The 17,340-nt window shown below is 66.6% G+C and carries 17 protein-coding genes; 7 read left to right on the top strand and 10 right to left on the bottom strand.

What is annotated here, in order from left to right:
* Positions 1–127 precede the first annotated feature (127 nt).
* Together AC1MH0_RS02605 and AC1MH0_RS02600 are read right to left on the bottom strand one after the other, a co-directional pair.
* Entirely contained in the window at positions 128–565 is a 438-nt protein-coding gene (locus AC1MH0_RS02605) for an NfeD family protein (RefSeq protein WP_480964587.1), read from the bottom strand.
* A complete protein-coding gene (locus tag AC1MH0_RS02600) occupies positions 565–1,551 on the bottom strand; it encodes an SPFH domain-containing protein (RefSeq protein ID WP_480964586.1) in 987 nt (328 codons plus the stop codon). The genes AC1MH0_RS02605 and AC1MH0_RS02600 overlap by 1 nt, the downstream gene beginning before the upstream one ends.
* 131 nt (positions 1,552–1,682) lie before the next feature.
* Between AC1MH0_RS02600 and guaB the strand changes: the two genes are divergently transcribed.
* The 3 genes from guaB to AC1MH0_RS02585 all read left to right on the top strand — a co-directional run bounded on the left by guaB (position 1,683) and on the right by AC1MH0_RS02585 (position 5,504).
* Entirely contained in the window at positions 1,683–3,140 is a 1,458-nt protein-coding gene (gene guaB, locus AC1MH0_RS02595) for an IMP dehydrogenase (RefSeq protein ID WP_056048837.1), read from the top strand.
* Positions 3,141–3,759: 619 nt separating this feature from the next.
* The gene (locus AC1MH0_RS02590; protein ID WP_480964585.1) at positions 3,760–4,947 is read left to right on the top strand and encodes an RsmB/NOP family class I SAM-dependent RNA methyltransferase; all 1,188 of its coding nucleotides are present in this window, start codon (positions 3,760–3,762) and stop codon (positions 4,945–4,947) included.
* 56 nt (positions 4,948–5,003) lie between these two features.
* The gene (locus AC1MH0_RS02585) at positions 5,004–5,504 is read left to right on the top strand and encodes a tetratricopeptide repeat protein (RefSeq protein WP_192146295.1); all 501 of its coding nucleotides are present in this window, start codon (positions 5,004–5,006) and stop codon (positions 5,502–5,504) included.
* Positions 5,505–5,623: 119 nt separating this feature from the next.
* On the opposite strand, the gene rsmA is transcribed toward AC1MH0_RS02585, so the two are convergent.
* The 4 genes from rsmA to AC1MH0_RS02565 form a co-directional block, all read right to left on the bottom strand.
* Positions 5,624–6,439 (bottom strand): 16S rRNA (adenine(1518)-N(6)/adenine(1519)-N(6))-dimethyltransferase RsmA, encoded by an 816-nt coding sequence (gene rsmA, locus AC1MH0_RS02580; RefSeq protein WP_480964584.1) that lies wholly within the window; start codon positions 6,437–6,439, stop codon positions 5,624–5,626.
* A gap of 11 nt (positions 6,440–6,450) precedes the next feature.
* The gene (pdxA, locus tag AC1MH0_RS02575; RefSeq protein ID WP_480964583.1) at positions 6,451–7,488 is read right to left on the bottom strand and encodes a 4-hydroxythreonine-4-phosphate dehydrogenase PdxA; all 1,038 of its coding nucleotides are present in this window, start codon (positions 7,486–7,488) and stop codon (positions 6,451–6,453) included.
* Entirely contained in the window at positions 7,466–8,950 is a 1,485-nt protein-coding gene (locus AC1MH0_RS02570; RefSeq protein ID WP_480964582.1) for a peptidylprolyl isomerase, read from the bottom strand. The genes pdxA and AC1MH0_RS02570 overlap by 23 nt, the downstream gene beginning before the upstream one ends.
* An 82-nt stretch (positions 8,951–9,032) precedes the next feature.
* Positions 9,033–11,342 (bottom strand): LPS-assembly protein LptD, encoded by a 2,310-nt coding sequence (locus tag AC1MH0_RS02565; protein ID WP_480964581.1) that lies wholly within the window; start codon positions 11,340–11,342, stop codon positions 9,033–9,035.
* Positions 11,343–11,477: 135 nt separating this feature from the next.
* Between AC1MH0_RS02565 and AC1MH0_RS02560 the strand changes: the two genes are divergently transcribed.
* From AC1MH0_RS02560 to AC1MH0_RS02545, 4 genes are all read left to right on the top strand, one after another.
* Positions 11,478–12,953: a leucyl aminopeptidase gene (locus AC1MH0_RS02560; RefSeq protein WP_480964580.1), complete on the top strand. Its 1,476-nt coding sequence runs from the start codon at positions 11,478–11,480 to the stop codon at positions 12,951–12,953.
* Positions 12,954–13,069: 116 nt separating this feature from the next.
* Entirely contained in the window at positions 13,070–13,516 is a 447-nt protein-coding gene (locus tag AC1MH0_RS02555; RefSeq protein ID WP_480964579.1) for a DNA polymerase III subunit chi, read from the top strand.
* A 72-nt stretch (positions 13,517–13,588) separates the two neighbouring features.
* Complete coding sequence (ndk, locus tag AC1MH0_RS02550; protein ID WP_480964578.1) at positions 13,589–14,011, top strand: nucleoside-diphosphate kinase; 423 nt, start codon at positions 13,589–13,591, stop codon at positions 14,009–14,011.
* The gene (locus AC1MH0_RS02545; RefSeq protein ID WP_480964577.1) at positions 14,011–14,529 is read left to right on the top strand and encodes a GNAT family N-acetyltransferase; all 519 of its coding nucleotides are present in this window, start codon (positions 14,011–14,013) and stop codon (positions 14,527–14,529) included. The genes ndk and AC1MH0_RS02545 overlap by 1 nt, the downstream gene beginning before the upstream one ends.
* 99 nt (positions 14,530–14,628) lie before the next feature.
* On the opposite strand, the gene AC1MH0_RS02540 is transcribed toward AC1MH0_RS02545, so the two are convergent.
* The 4 genes from AC1MH0_RS02540 to purM are packed head-to-tail and all read right to left on the bottom strand — an operon-like array spanning position 14,629 to position 17,276.
* Entirely contained in the window at positions 14,629–15,237 is a 609-nt protein-coding gene (locus tag AC1MH0_RS02540) for a hypothetical protein (RefSeq protein WP_480964576.1), read from the bottom strand.
* Positions 15,234–15,599, bottom strand: a complete 366-nt coding sequence (locus tag AC1MH0_RS02535; RefSeq protein WP_480964575.1) for an MmcQ/YjbR family DNA-binding protein — start codon at positions 15,597–15,599, stop codon at positions 15,234–15,236. Before AC1MH0_RS02535 ends, AC1MH0_RS02540 begins: the two co-directional genes overlap by 4 nt.
* On the bottom strand, positions 15,596–16,168 hold the full coding sequence (gene purN, locus AC1MH0_RS02530) for a phosphoribosylglycinamide formyltransferase (protein ID WP_480964574.1): 573 nt from the start codon (positions 16,166–16,168) through the stop codon (positions 15,596–15,598). Before purN ends, AC1MH0_RS02535 begins: the two co-directional genes overlap by 4 nt.
* Positions 16,161–17,276, bottom strand: coding sequence for a phosphoribosylformylglycinamidine cyclo-ligase (gene purM / locus AC1MH0_RS02525; RefSeq protein WP_480964573.1), 1,116 nt, complete (start codon positions 17,274–17,276; stop codon positions 16,161–16,163). The genes purN and purM overlap by 8 nt, the downstream gene beginning before the upstream one ends.
* Between the last annotated feature and the right edge of the window lie 64 nt (positions 17,277–17,340).

The following is a 17,340-nucleotide window of genomic DNA, read 5'->3' as shown; positions in this document are numbered from 1 at the left end:
CTCTCCCTACGGGGAGAGGAAGGGGCCCGCACGACGAAGTCGGGCGGGAAGGTGAGGGCACGGTCCTGCTTGGCGTGCCCTCACCCTCGCCGCTACGCGGCTTCCCTCTCCCCCAAGGGGAGAGGGTTCAGAGGGGTTCGACCACGACTTCACCATCGACAACCGCCGTTACCCGAACGCGCGTACCAACCCCAGCGTCTTCACCACGAGCCGGCCAACTCCCGTCGCCCACCAGCACCCGACCACGCCCACCAATCAGCGCGGCCTCCACGACCACGACCTGACCCACCAGCCGAGCAGACCGATCGTTCAACATCGGATCCCCACCCTCGACAGGGTAATCGCGGTACCAGCGCTTCCCGATCAGCACCGCAACCGCGCTCCAAACCCCGAACGCAGCCAGTTGCGCCGCCACCGGCAGGTCCGGCAAGGCGAACACCGCAACCCCGGTCACCGCCGCGGCGATGGCAAGGAACACAAGGAACACTCCAGGCACCGCAAGTTCCGCAATCCCCAGCACCAGCGCGGCAGTCAGCCACGCGCCGGCTGCACCAATCGCGTCCATCAGCTTTTCGGAACCTCGGTCGACTTAGACAGCTCGAACGGCCCCCGAGCGGCAGGCTTGGCCGGCGGTGACGCGGTCGCATCGCGCAGCGCATCCTTAGCCAGCTCGCCAATCCCCCCCAGCGTCCCCATCAGCTGCGTAGCCTCGACCGGGAACAGGATCGTCTTCGCATTGGGCGAGGTCGCGAACTTGCCGATCGCCTCGACATATTTCTGCGCAATGAAGTAGTTGATCGCCTGCGCGCCCCCCTCCTCGATCGCCTGCGACACCGCCCGCGTAGCCGAAGCCTCAGCCACAGCCGCCCGCTCGCGCGCCTCGGCATCGCGGAACGCCGATTCCTTGCGCCCCTCGGACTCGAGAATCCGTGCCTGCTTCTGCCCCTCCGCCCGCAGGATTTCCGAAGCCCGCGATCCCTCCGCATCCAGAATGTTCGCCCGCTTCTCGCGCTCCGCCTTCATCTGCCGCCCCATCGCGTTGACGATGTCCGCCGGCGGGCGGATGTCCTTGATCTCGACGCGCGTGATCTTCACCCCCCACGGCGTCGTCGCATGATCCACCACGTTGAGCAGCCTTGCATTGATCTCGTCGCGCTTCGACAGCGTCTCGTCGAGGTCCATCGATCCCATCACCGTACGCAGGTTGGTCGTCGTGAGCTGCAACAGCGCCTGGTACAGGTCCGACACCTCGTACGCCGCCTTGGCCGAGTCGAGCACCTGGAAGAACACGACCCCATCGGTCGAGATCATCGCGTTGTCCTTGGTGATGATCTCCTGGCCGGGGATGTCGATCACCTGCTCCATCATGTTCACTTTCCGGCCCACACGATAGAAGAACGCGGGGTAGAAATTGAAGCCGGGCCGCGCGACCGTCGTGAAGCGGCCGAAATGTTCGATCGTGTATTGATAGCCCTGATGGACGATCTTGATGCTGGTGAAGAGGTACAGCAGCACCAGCGCCAATAAGAGTGCGGCAACGGTCAAGCCCATCGAACATCCCCATCCGTGTATAGCACCGCTATAGCACGTGGGCGCCCCCTGGAGCCAGACATGAGGCCTAGCCGTGCGCGCGCGCTTTGGTTACATGGCGCGCCACCTCACACCCAGGAACGGCAGCTCTCATGGATATCCGCCTCGGCCTCACTTTCGACGACGTCCTCCTGTATCCGGGGGAATCGGACGTGCTGCCAAGCCAGGCCGATACTCGCACGCAGCTGACGCGCGGCATTGCGCTCAACATCCCGATCCTGTCCTCGGCGATGGACACCGTCACCGAGGCCGACATGGCCATTGTAATGGCACAGCTCGGCGGCATCGGCGTGCTCCACCGCAACCTCACCGTCGAGGAGCAGGTCATCGCGGTCCGTCAGGTCAAGCGGTTCGAGTCGGGCATGGTGGTCAACCCGATCACGATCAAGCCGACCGCCACGCTCGGCGAGGCGCAGGCGCTGATGTCGGGCCACCGCATCAGCGGCATCCCGGTGGTTGAGGCGGACGGCAAGCTCGTCGGTATCCTCACCAACCGCGACGTGCGTTTTGCGGGTGATCCGAAACAGCCCGTCAGCGAGCTGATGACGCACGAGAACCTCGCCACCGTCTCGACCGAAGTCGGCAAGGAAGAGGCACGCCGCCTGCTCCACGCTCGCCGCATCGAGAAGCTGCTGGTGGTCGACGCGCAGTATCGTTGCGTCGGGCTGATCACCGTCAAGGACATCGAGAAGGCGGTGATGTTCCCCGATGCCACCAAGGACGAGGCGGGCCGCCTGCGCGTCGCGGCGGCGACGACGGTCGGCGACAAGGGCTTCGACCGGACCGAACAGCTGGTCGACGCCGGCTGCGACCTGATCGTGATCGACACCGCGCACGGGCATAACCGGGACGTCGGCCGCGCGGTCGAGCGCGTGAAGAAGCTGTCGAACTCTGTGCAGGTGGTGGCGGGCAACGTCGCGACCGGCGAAGCGACGCGCGCGCTGATCGGTGCGGGCGCGGACGGGATCAAGGTCGGCATCGGGCCGGGCTCGATCTGCACCACTCGGGTGGTGGCCGGCGTCGGCGTGCCGCAGCTGACCGCGGTGATGGATTGCGCGGAGGCTGGCCACAAGGCTGGCGTGCCGGTGATCGCCGACGGCGGCATCCGGACCTCGGGCGACATGGCGAAGGCGCTCGCGGCGGGCGCGTCGACTGTGATGATCGGCTCGCTGCTAGCTGGCACCGACGAGGCACCTGGCGAGACGTTCCTGTACCAGGGCCGCGCGTACAAATCGTACCGCGGCATGGGCTCGGTCGGCGCGATGGGGCGCGGGTCGGCGGACCGCTATTTCCAAGGCGACATCAAGGACCAGCTGAAGCTCGTCCCCGAGGGGATCGAAGGACAGGTCGCGTACAAGGGTCCGGCGAGGGATGTCGTTCATCAGCTGGTTGGCGGGATCAAGGCGGCGATGGGGTATACGGGTTCGGCAACGATCCCGGACCTCCAGGCGCGGGCGGAGTTCGTGCAGATCACGGGTGCGGGCTTGATGGAGAGCCATGTCCACGACGTGACGATCACGCGGGAAGCGCCGAACTACCCGACGCGGTGAGGGCGGGAACTTCTCCCCTCCTTGAAAGGGAGGGGCCGGGGGTGGGTCGGTTTCCCCAAGCTCGTCTGCCGGTGGCTGAAACGAGCCAACCCACCCCCAACCCCTCCCTTCCAGGGAGGGAAGCGGCTAGCTCTCACGCTCCCCGTCATTCCCGCGAAGGCGGGAACCCATACGGGCTAATCATACGGGCTAACGTCGCGGTAAGATCGCAACCGTGCGAGAATATGGATCCCCGCCTGCGCGGGAATGACGAACGAATCTGCGGGGGCAATGCTCCGCAGGCCGGAGGCTAGCTCACAGACCGCCGCCCCCCTCCGTCATCCCGCAGCCCCCCTCCGTCATCCCGGCGCCCCCTCCGTCATCCCGGCGAACGCCGGGACCCACGGTTGCGAGCCGGGTGGTGGTTGCACGCTGTCGCCGGGTCCACCGTGCCATGGGTCCCGGCGTTCGCCGGGATGACGGATAGCGGGGCTGGGATCGCCCGCACTCGGTCAAGGGCGCTGAACCAAACCCCGAAATTATTCCCCTCCCGCCCGCGGGAGGGGCTAGGGGAGGGGATGATGACGAACACTCCCTACCAAGCCTCCCCCCGAACCCACGCGAAGTCGGGAGCCCAGAAGTGACGCCCCCAGCACGCACCCAGGCCGCGATCGAACTCCTCGACCAGATCATCGCCGCCGCCCGCGAGTCCGGCGCCGCCGCCGACACGCTGATCGCCCGCTATTTCGCCACCCGCCGCTACGCCGGCTCGAAGGACCGCCGCGCCGTTCGCGAACTCGTCTACGCCGCGATCCGCAAGGCCGGCGACCGCCCCGAAAACGGTCGCACCGCAATGCTACTCGTCGCCGACGCCGATCCGGAAGTCGCCGCGACCTTCGACGGCTCCACCCACGCACCCGCCCCGATCGCCAAGGACGAACCCCGCGCCCGCGCCGGCGTAGCGCCGCAGTGGCTGAGCAAGGCCCTCCGCGCATCCGGCCTAGACGGCGCCGCACTGACCGATCTAGCCGGCCGCGCCACGCTCGACCTCCGCGTCAACACGCTCATCTCAAACCGTGCGACCGTCCTCGCCGCGCTCCCCGAAGCCGACGCCACCCCCCACGCGCCGGACGGCATCCGCCTCCCCACCGGCACCAACGTCGAAGCACTCCCGCTCTTCAACGAAGGCGCTCTCGAAGTGCAGGACGAAGGCAGCCAGCTCGTCGGCCTCGCGATGCAGGCGAAGCCCGGCGAACGCATCGTCGATCTCTGTGCCGGCGCCGGCGGCAAGACGCTCGCGCTCGCGGCGACGATGAAGAACCAAGGCGTGATCCTCGCTTGCGACACCGACCGCAACCGTCTTTCGCGGCTCGCCCCCCGCGCCACCCGCGCCGGCGCGACGATCGTCGAGAGCCGCCTGCTCAACCCGACGCGCGAGATCAAGGCGCTGAGCGAATGGGCAGGCCGCGCGGACGGCGTGCTGGTCGACGCCCCCTGCTCGGGCACCGGCACATGGCGGCGCAATCCCGAGGCACGCTGGCGGCTCACCCCCGACCGCGTCTCGCGGCTGCAATCGACGCAGCAGCAGGTGCTCTCCGTCGCCGCCACGCTGGTCAAGCCCGGCGGCGCGCTCGTCTACATCGTCTGCTCGCTGCTCGACGCCGAGGGGACCGACCAGGTCAGCTGGTTCCTCAACGCGCACCCCGGCTGGACGGCCGAGCCCCTTACGCTCCCCGCCGGCGCGAAGCACGGCCACGGCGTCCGCCTCGAACCCGGTCGCGACGGCACCGACGGCTTTTTTGTCGCGCGCCTCCGGGCTGCGTGCTAGCCAGCCGATCTATGGTCCAATCTGTGGCCCCATCTGTGACCCGCCTGGAGACGATGATGCGTTTTTCGTCCGTTGCCCTTGCCGCCGCGCTGACCGTCGTGTGCGTGTCGACGTCGCTCAGCGGGCAACGCCCCGACGCCCAGATCGACGCGCGCTCGATGCAGTTGTTGGCGCAGGGGCGTTCGTTGATGACGGCCGGCAACCTCGACGGCGCGACGGATGTGCTCGAAACGTCGGTCGCGGTCGATCCGCGCAATCGTGCGGCGTTCCTCCTGCTGGCACGCGTCGCGGAAACGCGTGACCTGCCAGGCAAGGCGATCCGCCTGTACCGCGAGGCCTTGCTGCTGGAGCCGAACGACGTCGCCGCGCTCAAGGGGCAGGGCGAGGCACTGGTCGCTAAGGGCGCCGTGGTCCGCGCAAAGGACAACCTCGTGAAGATCCGCACGCTCTGCAAGGGCGTATGTCCGGAAGCCACGCAGCTCGCGGCGGTGATCGCCAAGGGCCCACCGATCGCAACCGCGCAGGTCGAGAAGACACCAATCGCCGCCAAGGACTAACAGGCCCCCCTCCCTGAAAGGGAGGGGCAGGGGGTGGGTAGGCCCGCTCGTGCCACCACCGTCACTTCATACGGAAGCCGACCCACCCCCGACCCCTCCCTTCCAGGGAGGGGGGAAGATCAGCTGACCGCCTTCGCCAACGCCGTGAAGTCGGCAACCGAAAGCGTCTCCGCCCGGCGCGTAGCCTCAACCCCGATCCGCTCCAGCGCATCGAGCGCGCCCGGCACGCCCTTCAAACTCTGCCGCAACATCTTCCGTCGCTGCCCGAACGCCGCGCCCGTCAGTCGCTCCAAAACCGCAAAGTTCACACCTTCCGGCGCCTCGACCGGCGTCAAATGCACCACCGCCGACATCACTTTCGGTGGCGGCGTGAATGCCGACCGGTGCACCGGCATCGCGATCCGTGCGGTCGAGCGCCACTGCGCCAGCACCGCGAGCCGCCCGTAATGATCGTCGTTGGTCTTGGCGACGATCCGCTCGGCGACTTCCTTCTGGAACATCAGCGTGCACGACTGCCACCACGGCAGCCACGACGCCGACAGCCACCCGACCAGCAACGCCGTGCCGATGTTGTACGGCAGGTTCGACACGATATGCGGCTTGCCCTCGAACAGCGCCGGCGCGTCGACTTCCATCGCGTCGCCCTCGATGACCCGCAGCCGTCCCGGATAGGCCTCACTCAATTCGGCAAGCGCCGGAATGCACCGCCGGTCGCGTTCGATCGCAGTCACCCGCGCACCCGCGGCGAGCAATGCGCGCGTCAGGCCACCAGGACCCGGGCCCACTTCAAGCACCTCGGCATCCTGAAGATCGCCCGGCACTGCCGCGATCCGCTTGAGCAACTGCCCGTCGAACAGGAAGTTCTGCCCAAGCGCCTTGCTCGCGTTCAGCCCATAACGCGCGATCACCTCGCGCAGGGGGGGAAGCTCCGTCAATGCAGCCTCGCTCACGACTGGGCAGCGGTCTGCGCGCGTCGGTCCGCCGCTTCGCCCGCCATTGCGATCGCGGCGATCATCGCGCCTGGCTCGGCGAGGTTCCTGCCGGCGATCGCAAACGCGGTGCCGTGATCAGGCGACGTCCGCACGATCGGCAGGCCCAGCGTCATGTTCACGCCGTCGTCGAAATGGATCGTCTTGAGAGGCACTAAAGCCTGGTCGTGATAGCAGCACATGACGACATCGTAGGTCGCACGTGCCCGCGGATGGAACATCGTGTCCGCCGCAAACGGCCCGGTCGCATCGATGCCTTCCTCGCGCAAAATCGCGATCGCCGGCGCGATGATCTCGATCTCCTCGCGCCCGAGCGCACCCTGCTCGCCAGCATGCGGATTGAGGCCGGCAAAGGCGAGCCGCGGGTTCTCTATCCCGAAGTTCCGCAGCAGACCGCGGGCGGTCGCGCGGGCCTTGGCGACGATCAGGTCGACCGTGAGCAAAGCCGAAACGTCCTTCAACGGCACGTGGGTGGTGATCGGCACCACCTTCAGCGACGGCCCGGCGAGCATCATCACCGCATTGTCCCCCGCGACGCCGTAGCGCTCGGCAACGAACTCGGTCTGCCCCGGATGGCTGAAGCCGATCGCATACAGCTGTGACTTCGACACCGGCCCCGTCACCAGCGCACGCGCCGCGCCAGTGCGAACGAGACCAACCGCCAATTCCAACGAATGCAACGCACAGCGCGCACCGTCCGCATCGGGCTCGCCCGGTACGATCGCGCCGGCGTCCCCCACTGTCAGCACCGGCAGCGCCTCACCGAACACCGCTGCCGCCGCGTTCAGATCCGCAATCCGCGCGATCGGACCGGCCCAGACCCGCTCGATCGCCCGGGCATCACCGACCGCCACGAATGACGGCAAGGCATGCGCCTTACGCGCATCCCAAGCCTTGGCGATGATCTCGGGCCCGATCCCGGCAGGATCACCCATCGACACCGCCAGCGGCGAGATGCGGGTCAAAATCCGATCACCGATATTCGACCACGGCATCGCGCCGCAGATCGCGCAACTTCTGCTGGGCGCGCAAATTGACGCGCTGTTGCTCGAGCTGACCCTGGATCTGCTCCGAGTTCGGCACCGAACCGCCAGCCGCCTCGTCGCGACCGCAGAGCACCAGCGCGCGAACGCCTTGCTCAGCGGACCCGAAAGGCGGGCTGGACTCGCCGACCTGAAGCTTCAGCATCACTTCCTGGAGCTGCGGCGGCAGATCGCGGATGCGGACCGTATCGTTGTCGACCACGTCCGCGCCGATGCCAGCGGCGACCTTCTCAACGGTCCCACAGCCACGCAACTCCTGCGTGGCCTTGGCGAACGCCTGAGCGCGCGCCGTCGCCTGTGCCTGGTTGGTGTTCGGCGGGAAGCGCAGCGTCAGCTGCTTCAGGCTGAGCTTGGCATCACGCGGATCGGCCGTCAGCACCTGGCGCTTGTCAGTCAGGTACAGGATCGAATAGCCACCCGAGACCTCGATCGGCCCGGCAACCTGACCGACCTGCATCGAGGTCGCAGCCTCGGACAGCGGCCCCGGCAGCGCCGCCGCACGGATCCACCCCAGATCGCCCCCGACTGCCCGGGTCGACGCTTCGGAGAACTGCCGCGCGTAATATTCGAACGGCTGCGCGCCCTTTTGGATTTCCTGCAGGATCTGCTTGGCGTTCGCATAGACCTGCTGGCTGTTCGCCGGCGTCGCCGCGAGGTAGATTTCCTTGAGGTTGAACTCGTCGGTGCCCTTGGCCGCCTGGAGACGGTCGATGATCGACTTCACCTCTTCGTCGCCGACGTTGACGAACGGCTCGACGCGACGACGCAGATAGCGCTGCCAGGCGAGCTCGCCCTCGATCTGGCGCTTGAGCGACCGCTCCGACGATCCCGATTCGCGCAGATAGGCGCGCATCGCGACCGGCGTACGATTGAAGCGCTTCGATACGCCGTCATAGCTCTGCGTCAGCTCGGCGGGGGTGATCGTGATGTCGGCGGTCTTGGCTTCCTGGATCTGGAGCGTCTCGTCGATCAACTGGCGCAGGACCTGCAGCTTCAGCCGCTCGCGATCTTCGGGCGACAACTTCGCCTCGTTCGCCATCGCCACCAACGCGACACGCTGGTCGACGTCGGTCCCGGTGATGACCGTGTCGTTGACGATCGCCGTCGGCTTGCGGACGTTGGGGTCGACCTTGCCGAAGATCTGCAGGTTGGTCGGAATGTCGAGACCGGTATTGTCCGGAACGCTCTGGTCCTGGACCGTCCGGCCCGAACCAGCCTGGGCGGCCTGGGCCGCGGCAGGCTGCGTCTGCGCGGGCTGGGTCGGCGCAGGCCGCGGTGTCCGCCGGCCCTGTGCCTTGGGTGGCACGGATTGCGCGATCGCGCTGGCCGCCAGCGCAGCCAGAACCACCGAACCGATCACACGGCCGCCACGCGCCGCCAGTCGAACATCATGCTTCAAGTGTCGGTATCCCATTATCGCGCGTCGGAATTCGCATCGGCATTGCCATGACGACGCATATCCGGCGCGGTTTGCCCCAAAGTAGCTGAACGCGGGCTTAGCGGCCGAGGTTGGTGAAGGCCAGCGTCAACAGGAAGCTGTTGCCCTTCCGCGCGTCGCCGGTGTCGTTGTACGTCCGCCGCCAGGTTCCGCCGAGACGCAGGCAGTCGTCCTCATACTGGACGCCCAGCCGGTGGCGGATCGGCGTGAAGCCGTCGCTGCGGGACAGCGGATCCTCCGATGCGTTGGTGAGATCGACCACGCCCGAGCCGAACGCCGACCAGAATCGCGCGAATTGGACGCGGCCCGCGACGCGAACCTCCTCGCGATCGCGCAGATCCTCGATCGAGGCGTCGATGTTGCGGTTGAGCTTCAGATAGCCGACCAGAACATAGGTCGCGCGCGAACCGATCGTCGCGTCGACTTCGTTGCGGCGGATCGCGAAGCCGTCCTTGTCCAACCGGTAGCGGTGGACGATCGACACGAAATCGCGGAACCGGAGCTCGCTGCGCCCGACGATGTCGGAGAACCGATCGCTGAGGCCGGTACCGTCGGGCAGGATGGTCGGACGCAGATCCAGACGATAGCTCTGGCCGATATTGGTGGTGAAGGTAATGCCCGGCAGGTCGAGCGCCCATTCACCACCATAGGTTACCCGTGACGAATCCTCGAACCGGTCATAACCGGCGAAGCGGTTCAGCGAGAACAGGTTGGTGTCGTCCAGGTCGACCGCGCGCGAGTCCTCGTTCGGCAAAGAAATATTGGCGACCTTGGGCGCCGCAACGAACTGAACCTGAGGCGTAAACCGCTGGGTTCCACCAAGGAAGGTGCCGATGAACGGCCATTTCACATCGACCGCAGCCGCGCCGATGGCGCGCTGACGAAAGCCGCCGAACCCGCGATAGGTGGGGATCTCCGAACCGATCTCGTTGGTATTGTACAGGTCGCCACGCGCGAACGCGGTGAAAGTGACCTCCTGGCCCCAATTCGTGAAGCGGCGCAGGTCCCATTGCAGGCTCGCGAATGCGCGCTGTGTGTCCTGGCCATCGGTACGGGTCAGCGCGAGCGTATTTAACTGGAGCTGGAACCGACCACCGACGAGCCCGTCGTCGAACCGCTTGCGATAATCGATCTCGGGCAGCGCGATCGGCTGTTGTCCCTGGCTGTCGGCAACGCGCAAGGTCTGCGCGTACCAGCCGCTCAGCGAGAAATAGCTGCTGTCGTCGATCCGCTCCAGGCTTGCGGTCGTGCGCAACCGGTCGTCGCGCGAAATGTCGTAGCGGCGCAGGAACGTCCGGTCGGTCGTCAGGCGGAGCGAACCGCTTGCGGTCCAGTTCGGCGTCAACTGATAGCGCGCCATGCCGTCGATATAGCCGCGGAACGCCATGCTCGTGTCGGCTGTGTTGGCGGTCGCCAGATCGTCACTGCGCCGGCTTTCGGTCGCATAGGCGCGCACCTTGAACGCGCCCATGGAATTGAGCGCGGAATAATCGACCTGGGCCATCGGCAGCACGCTGCTGTAGATGTGCGGCGTGATGACCAGCCCCTGGTTCGGGGCGAGCTTCCAGTAATAGGGGACGCTGACTTCGACGCCGTTGACGCGGCTATAACCGCCGTTGGGCGAGAGCAGGCCGCTGTCGCTGCCGCCACCGACCGGGTTCGAGAATTCGGGAAGCGGCAGGCTCGGCAGGCCGAACAAGTGCAGCCGCGCGCCCTTGTAGAAGATGCGCTTCCGCTCGGGGCGATAGGTGACGCGGACCGCGGTGATCTTCCACGTCGGTTCCTTGGGACAACCGGCGGTGTTGGTGACGCTGCACGGCGTGTAGGCCGCCGTCTTAAGGTTGACCGTGCCGTCGGCGTCGCGCGTGCCTTGCTGTGCGGCAAGGCGTCCGCCCTGTTCGAGCACGACGAGCATATTGTCGACCACGCCGTCCTTCAGCGAATCGGTCAGGTTGATCTCGTCGCCGTACGCGATGTCGCCTTCGGGATTGGTGACCGCGATGTTGCCGGTCGCGACCACCTTGCCGGTCTTACGGTTCCACACGACCTTGTCGGCGCGCAGGCGGCTGCCCTGGCGGAACATACGGACTTCACCCGTCGCGGTGACGATATCGGTGTTGGTGTTGTATTCCAGCGCGGTGGAGCTGAACTGTACCTGGTCCTCAGCCGGCGTCGCGGTCGATGCATTGGCGACGGGCGGGTCCTGCACCGGAGGCGCGACCGGGCGGTTCTGGAAATCCTGGGCCTGGGCAGGCGCAGCCGCGATCCCGGTCGCCAACGCGAGCGAAAGGGCGCAACCCGTCAAAAGGTCGATACGCAACACGATCCGAACCAACCCCTTTGGCACTGGGCAGCCGTTTGCCGCCATATCGCCCGCCTATCGCATCACCGGCGCTTCCCTGCAATCGCCGTGAGATGACAGGCCGCCACCTTGCTTTGCCGTAACTGCGGCATCAACTTATGGGGTACGTACATCCGTTCAAAAGCTTCCCGAGGTTTCTTCATGCAGATCGTCTTCGCCCCGACCGTTCCCGCCAACGCCCCGATCCTCGCCGTGCCCGTCGCGAAGGACGGCTTGGCGACGATCAACTGGAGCGCGATCGGCGGCGATGGCGAGGCAGTGGCGACCAGCGCAACTGCTGCGGCGCGCTTTGCAGGTGAGGCAGGCTCGGTCGTCGAGCTGTTCGTGCCGGTCGACGGCGCGGTTCGCCAGGTCCTGCTCGTCGGAGTCGGTGCGGGCGAGACCGCCGATTGGGAGAAGGCCGGCGGTGCGATCACCGCACGTCTGCTGACATCGGGCGCGACGTCGGTCGTTGCCGACCTCTCGGCCGGCGCCACGCCGACGCCTAAGGCCGCTGCACACTTCGCCGCTGCCGCCGCCCAGCGCGCATGGCGCTACGACACGTACCGCACGAAGCTGGCCGAGAAGTCGAAGCCGACGCTGACCGAGATCACCATCGCCGGCGCGCCCGACGGCACCGATGCAGCCTGGAACGAGGCAGCCGCGGTCACCGGCGGGCTCGACCTGACGCGCTGGCTGGTCACGTCGCCGCCGAACGTCGTCTACCCCGAGAGCTTCGTCGAGAAGGTGACGAAGGACGTTGAGGGTCTCGGGCTCGAGATCACCGTGCTCGACGAAGCGCAGATGACCGAGCTTGGCATGGGTTCGCTGCTCGGCGTCAGCCAGGGCTCGCGGCGTGAAGCACGCATCCTTGCGCTCAAGTGGAACGGGGCAGGGGCAGATGCGCCAACTCTCGCGTTCGTCGGCAAAGGCGTGACGTTCGATTCGGGCGGCATATCGATCAAGCCCGGTGCGGGCATGGAAGACATGAAGTGGGACATGGGCGGCGCCGGCGCCGTCGCCGGCGCGATGAAGGCGCTGGCCAGCCGCAAGGCCAAGGCGAACGTCGTTGGCGTGATGGGCCTGGTCGAGAACATGCCCGACGGCGCCGCGCTGCGTCCGAGCGACGTCATCACCTCGATGTCGGGCCAGACGATCGAAGTGCTCAACACCGACGCCGAGGGGCGCCTCGTGCTCTGCGATTGCGTGACCTGGGTGCAGCAGGCGCACAAGCCGACCACGATCGTCGATCTCGCCACGCTCACGGGTGCGATGATCGTCGCGCTCGGCACCGAGAATGGCGGTATCTTCGCCAACGACGACGCGCTCGCCGAACAGCTGATCGCGGCGGGCAAGACCACCGGCGACACGCTCTGGCGCTTCCCGCTGTCGCCCGCCTACGACAAGCTGATCGATTCGCCGATCGCCGACATGAAGAACGTCGGCCCCCGCGGTGCCGGCTCGATCACCGCCGCGCAATTCATCAAGCGTTTCGTCGACGAGGGCGTGAAGTGGGCGCATCTCGACATCGCCGGCATGGTCTGGTCGGACAAGCCCGGGACGAACCACGACAAGGGCGCAACCGGCTACGGCGTGCGCCTCCTCGACCAGTTCGTAGCGGAGAACTTCGAGGGTTGAGGCCTAAGAGAAAGACTGTTCCCCCGCGGACGCGGGGGCCCAGCTAAGTACCGACACCCATCGTGGCTCCTGGACCCCCGCTTTCGCGGGGGGAACAGCGAGGGAGAATGGATAGAATGCAGGTCGATTTCTACCACCTAACTAGCCCCCTCGACCGCGTCCTCCCACGCATCGCCGAGCGCGTCGTCCAAACCGGCGGCCGCCTCCTGATAGTCGCCGAGCCCGAAGAACAACGCGTCGCGCTCGACCGCCTCCTCTGGTCCTACGCCCCCGAAAGCTTCCTCCCCCACACCCAGGCCGGCAGCAACGACGACACCGCCCAACCCATTCTAATCGCTGAGGATATCCAGGAAGCCGCCCCCGCAAACGCTGCCCGCAACGTCGCGGTGGTAGACGGACGTTGGCGTGACCTTATCCTAACCTTTGACCGCGGCTTCCACCTCTTCGACGACGAAGCGATCCAGGAAGCGCGCTTGGCGTGGAAGGCGTTGGCCGACCGCGACGGCGTCGAACGCCGCTACTGGAAGCAGAACGACTCCGGCCGTTGGGAACAGGCCGCATAGGTTGCTTTAAACGCGTCCCCCGCCTAAGCGCCGCGCATCCAACTACCGTCAACACAGGAGCCCGTGACCATCATGGCCGCGAACCGTACCTTTTCGATCATCAAGCCCGACGCAACCCGCCGCAACCTGACCGGTGCGGTCACCAAGATGCTTGAGGAAGCCGGCCTGCGCGTCGTCGCTTCGAAGCGCATCCAGATGACCCGCGAGCAGGCCGGGGGCTTCTACGCGGTCCACAAGGAGCGCCCGTTCTTCGGTGAGCTCGTCTCGTTCATGATCTCGGGCCCGGTCGTCGTCCAGGTTCTCGAAGGCGAGAACGCGATGCAGCGCAACCGCGACATCATGGGCGCCACCAACCCCGCCAACGCCGATGCCGGCACGATCCGCAAGGAACTCGCCGAGTCGATCGAAGCCAACTCGGTCCACGGTTCGGACTCAGACGAGAACGCCGAGATCGAGATTGCGTACTTCTTCAAGCCCGAAGAAATCGTCGGCTGATGACTTGGCGGCTGCGACGGGCTGAGCCGGGCGATGCGCCCGCGCTATCGCTCGTCGCATCCGCCACGTTCCTCGATACCTATGCGACCGTGCTGACCGGGGCGGACATCGTCGCCCACTGCACGACGAAGAACAGCATCGCCACGTTCGAGACGTGGCTGGCCGATCCCGCGACGATCGTGACGCTGGCCGAGTATGAACCCGGCCAAGCGCCGATCGGCTACACGGTACTGACCGCGCCGGACTTCCCCATCGAGCCAGGCCCTGCGGACATAGAACTCCGCCGCATCTATCTGATGAAACAGGCGCAAGGCTCAGGCCTCGGCTCCGCCCTGATGGCCCGCGCCCTCGAAGACGCCGCCGTGGCAGGCCGAACCCGGGTCCTGCTAGGCGTATGGGACCAGAACACCCGCGCCCGAGCCTTCTACGAACGCCAAGGCTTCAAGGTAATAGGCAGCCGCCAGTTCATGGTCGGCACCACCCTCCACGACGACCCGGTCTACGCCCGCTCGGTCTGAACTGGGCAAAGGCAACTACCGCCTCCTTGTTCTCCCGCGAAGGCGGGATCCCAGTCTGGATCCCCGCCTTCGCGGGGAAACATTTCAGCAGAAGCAGCCTTATGCCGCCGGCTTCTCTTTCGCCCAGATCGCATCAAGCTTCGCCTGATCCCCACCGCGCTGGCGAACGCGCAAGCCCTCGAGCTTCAGTGACCGACCCATCAAGGGCAAGCCGGCTTCGGTCTTCCAGATTACGTCATAGATGCCGCTCGCCGACCGGGTCGTGTCGCCATCAAAATACTGGACGCTGACGAGAACCGCCAATCGGCCTGCTCGGTTGTCCGCGCCGCCATCGGTCAACTTCAGAAGTGGTTTCGAGAACCACGATTTGTCGATGACTGGCTCAGCCGGCGGCCGCTGCGGCGAGACGCCCAGCGCACGCGGGAACGTGATCGTCACGTCCTGAAGGTCATGCCGCGCATCCTTCAGCAACAGCGTGTCGCCGCCATCCTGCACGATCGCCGACAGAGCGATCTTCGTCCGCTCGCGCGCCGCACTCGACAGCGCCGCGATCTTGTCGGCCTCGTTAGCGCGGTGATCCGACCAGTTGGTCCACAGCGTCAACGCCGCGATCAGCACGCCCGCAACGGCGACGACCTCGGCCAGCGTCACCCAACGCCGCCGCGTTGCCGCAGCTTCGCGGCGTTCGGTCGGTGTCTCGGTGCTCATCGCCCGCCAGCCTCCAGCAAGCGGGCAGGGGCCGCCAGTTCCCAACTCCGCGCGATCCGGTCCTCGACCAGCGCCCAGTCCGGATCGCCGGCAACATTCATCCCGACCCAACCGGTCGCGCCGAGATACGCCGGCCGCGAATACATGGCCGGGTTCGCCTCGATCAGCGTCGCCTGTTCCTCGGTGCCGCTGGTCTTCACGCACACTATGGTCAGTCCATCGCCGTGATGATCCGCCCGGAACTGCGCGAACTGCCTGTCGGCCACGAAGAAGGTCGGCTGGCCGTGTGAAACCTTCTCCTCGGTCTCGGGCAAGGCGAGCGCCGCTGCGCGAACGCGGTCGAGGGGGGACAGATCGGTCATCGCGTCACGAACTCCGCCAAGGTCTTCGGGTACAAAGCATGTTCCGCCGCCAGCACGCGATCCGCAAGCGCGTCCGCATCGTCGCCGGGAAGGATCGGCACCTCGGCCTGACCCAGCACCACGCCGCCATCGAGCTCCTCGGTCACGACATGCACCGAACATCCGCCGACCGCATCGCCTGCCGCGATCGCCCGCGCATGCGTGTCGAGCCCCTTGTACTTCGGCAGCAACGACGGATGGATATTGACGATCCGGTCCCGCCACGCCGCCACGAACCCGTCCGACAGCAACCGCATATAGCCGGCGAGCGCAACGACCTCGACGCCGGCCTTTCGCAACGCCGCATCGATAGCGGCCTCATAGGCCGGCTTCCCCAGACCCTTCGGCGAGAGCGCGAACGTCGCCACACCTTCCGACCTTGCCCATTCGAGCCCCGCCGCGTCCGGCCTGTCCGAAGCGACCAGCGCGATCTCGTACGGACACTCCGCCGCGCGCGACGCGCCGACCAGCGCCATCATGTTCGATCCGCGCCCCGAGATCAGCACGCCGACGCGCGTCTTTTCAGCCATGCGTCGCGGTCCAGTCCTCGCGCGCACTCCACGTGCCGGCCGACCCACGCACCGTGCAGCCGTGCGTGCCGGTCTCGATCCGCCCGATCGTGAAGACCGCCTCGTCCGCCGCCTCCAGTGCCGCGGTCACCGCCTCGGCCTCGTCGGCGGACACGATCACGACCATGCCGATCCCGCAGTTGAACGTGCGCGCCATCTCCTCCGGCTCGATAGCCCCCTGAGCCTGCAGGAACGCCATCAACCGCGACTGCTCCCACGCATCGGCATCGACCACCGCATGCACGCCGTCGGGCAGCACGCGCGGGATGTTCTCGAGCAGGCCACCACCGGTGATGTGTGCCAGTCCCTTGATCCGCCGCTCGCGCAGCAACGGCAGCAGGCTCGCGACATAGATCCGAGTCGGCGCCATCAGATGATCGATCAGCAACTTGTCCTGGTCGAACAGCGCCGGGCGATCGAGCTTCCAGCTGCGATCGGTCGCCAGCCGCCGAACCAGCGAGAACCCGTTCGAATGCACACCCGACGATGCCAGCCCGAGCATCACGTCGCCCGCGGCGATCTCACGTCCGGTCAGCACATTGGTCCGCTCGACCGCACCGACGCAGAAGCCCGCCAGGTCGTAGTCGCCGTCCGCATACATGCCCGGCATCTCGGCGGTCTCGCCCCCGATCAGCGCGCAGCCTGCGGTCTTGCACCCTTCCGCAATCGAGGCGACGACGCGCTCGGCGACCGCCGCGTCGAGCTTCCCGCTCGCGTAATAATCGAGGAAAAACAGCGGCTCGGCGCCCTGCACGATCAGATCGTTGACGCACATCGCGACGAGATCGACGCCGACACCCTCATGCCGATTCCATTCGATCGCCAGCTTCAGTTTGGTGCCGACGCCGTCGTTGGCCGCCACCAGCAACGGATCGACGAACCCCGCCGCCTTGAGATCGAACATCCCGCCGAACCCACCAAGATCGGCATCCGCCCCCGGCCGTCGCGTTGAGCGGGCGAGCGGGGCGATCGCCCGCACCAGCGCGTTGCCCGCGGCGATCGAAACGCCCGCTTGAGCGTAGGTATAGGAGCCCGTGGCGGGAGCGGCGGAGTCTGGCGTATCGGTCATGATCGGTGCTGCTAGCCACATCGCGCTTGGATTTCCACGTCTGCTTCGCCAAAAGGCCCGCTTG

The sequence above is a fragment of the Sphingomonas sp. AP28 genome, assembly GCF_056680455.1.
The sequence above is the reverse complement of the archived record's forward strand: the minus strand, read 5'-3'. Positions and strand labels throughout refer to the sequence as shown.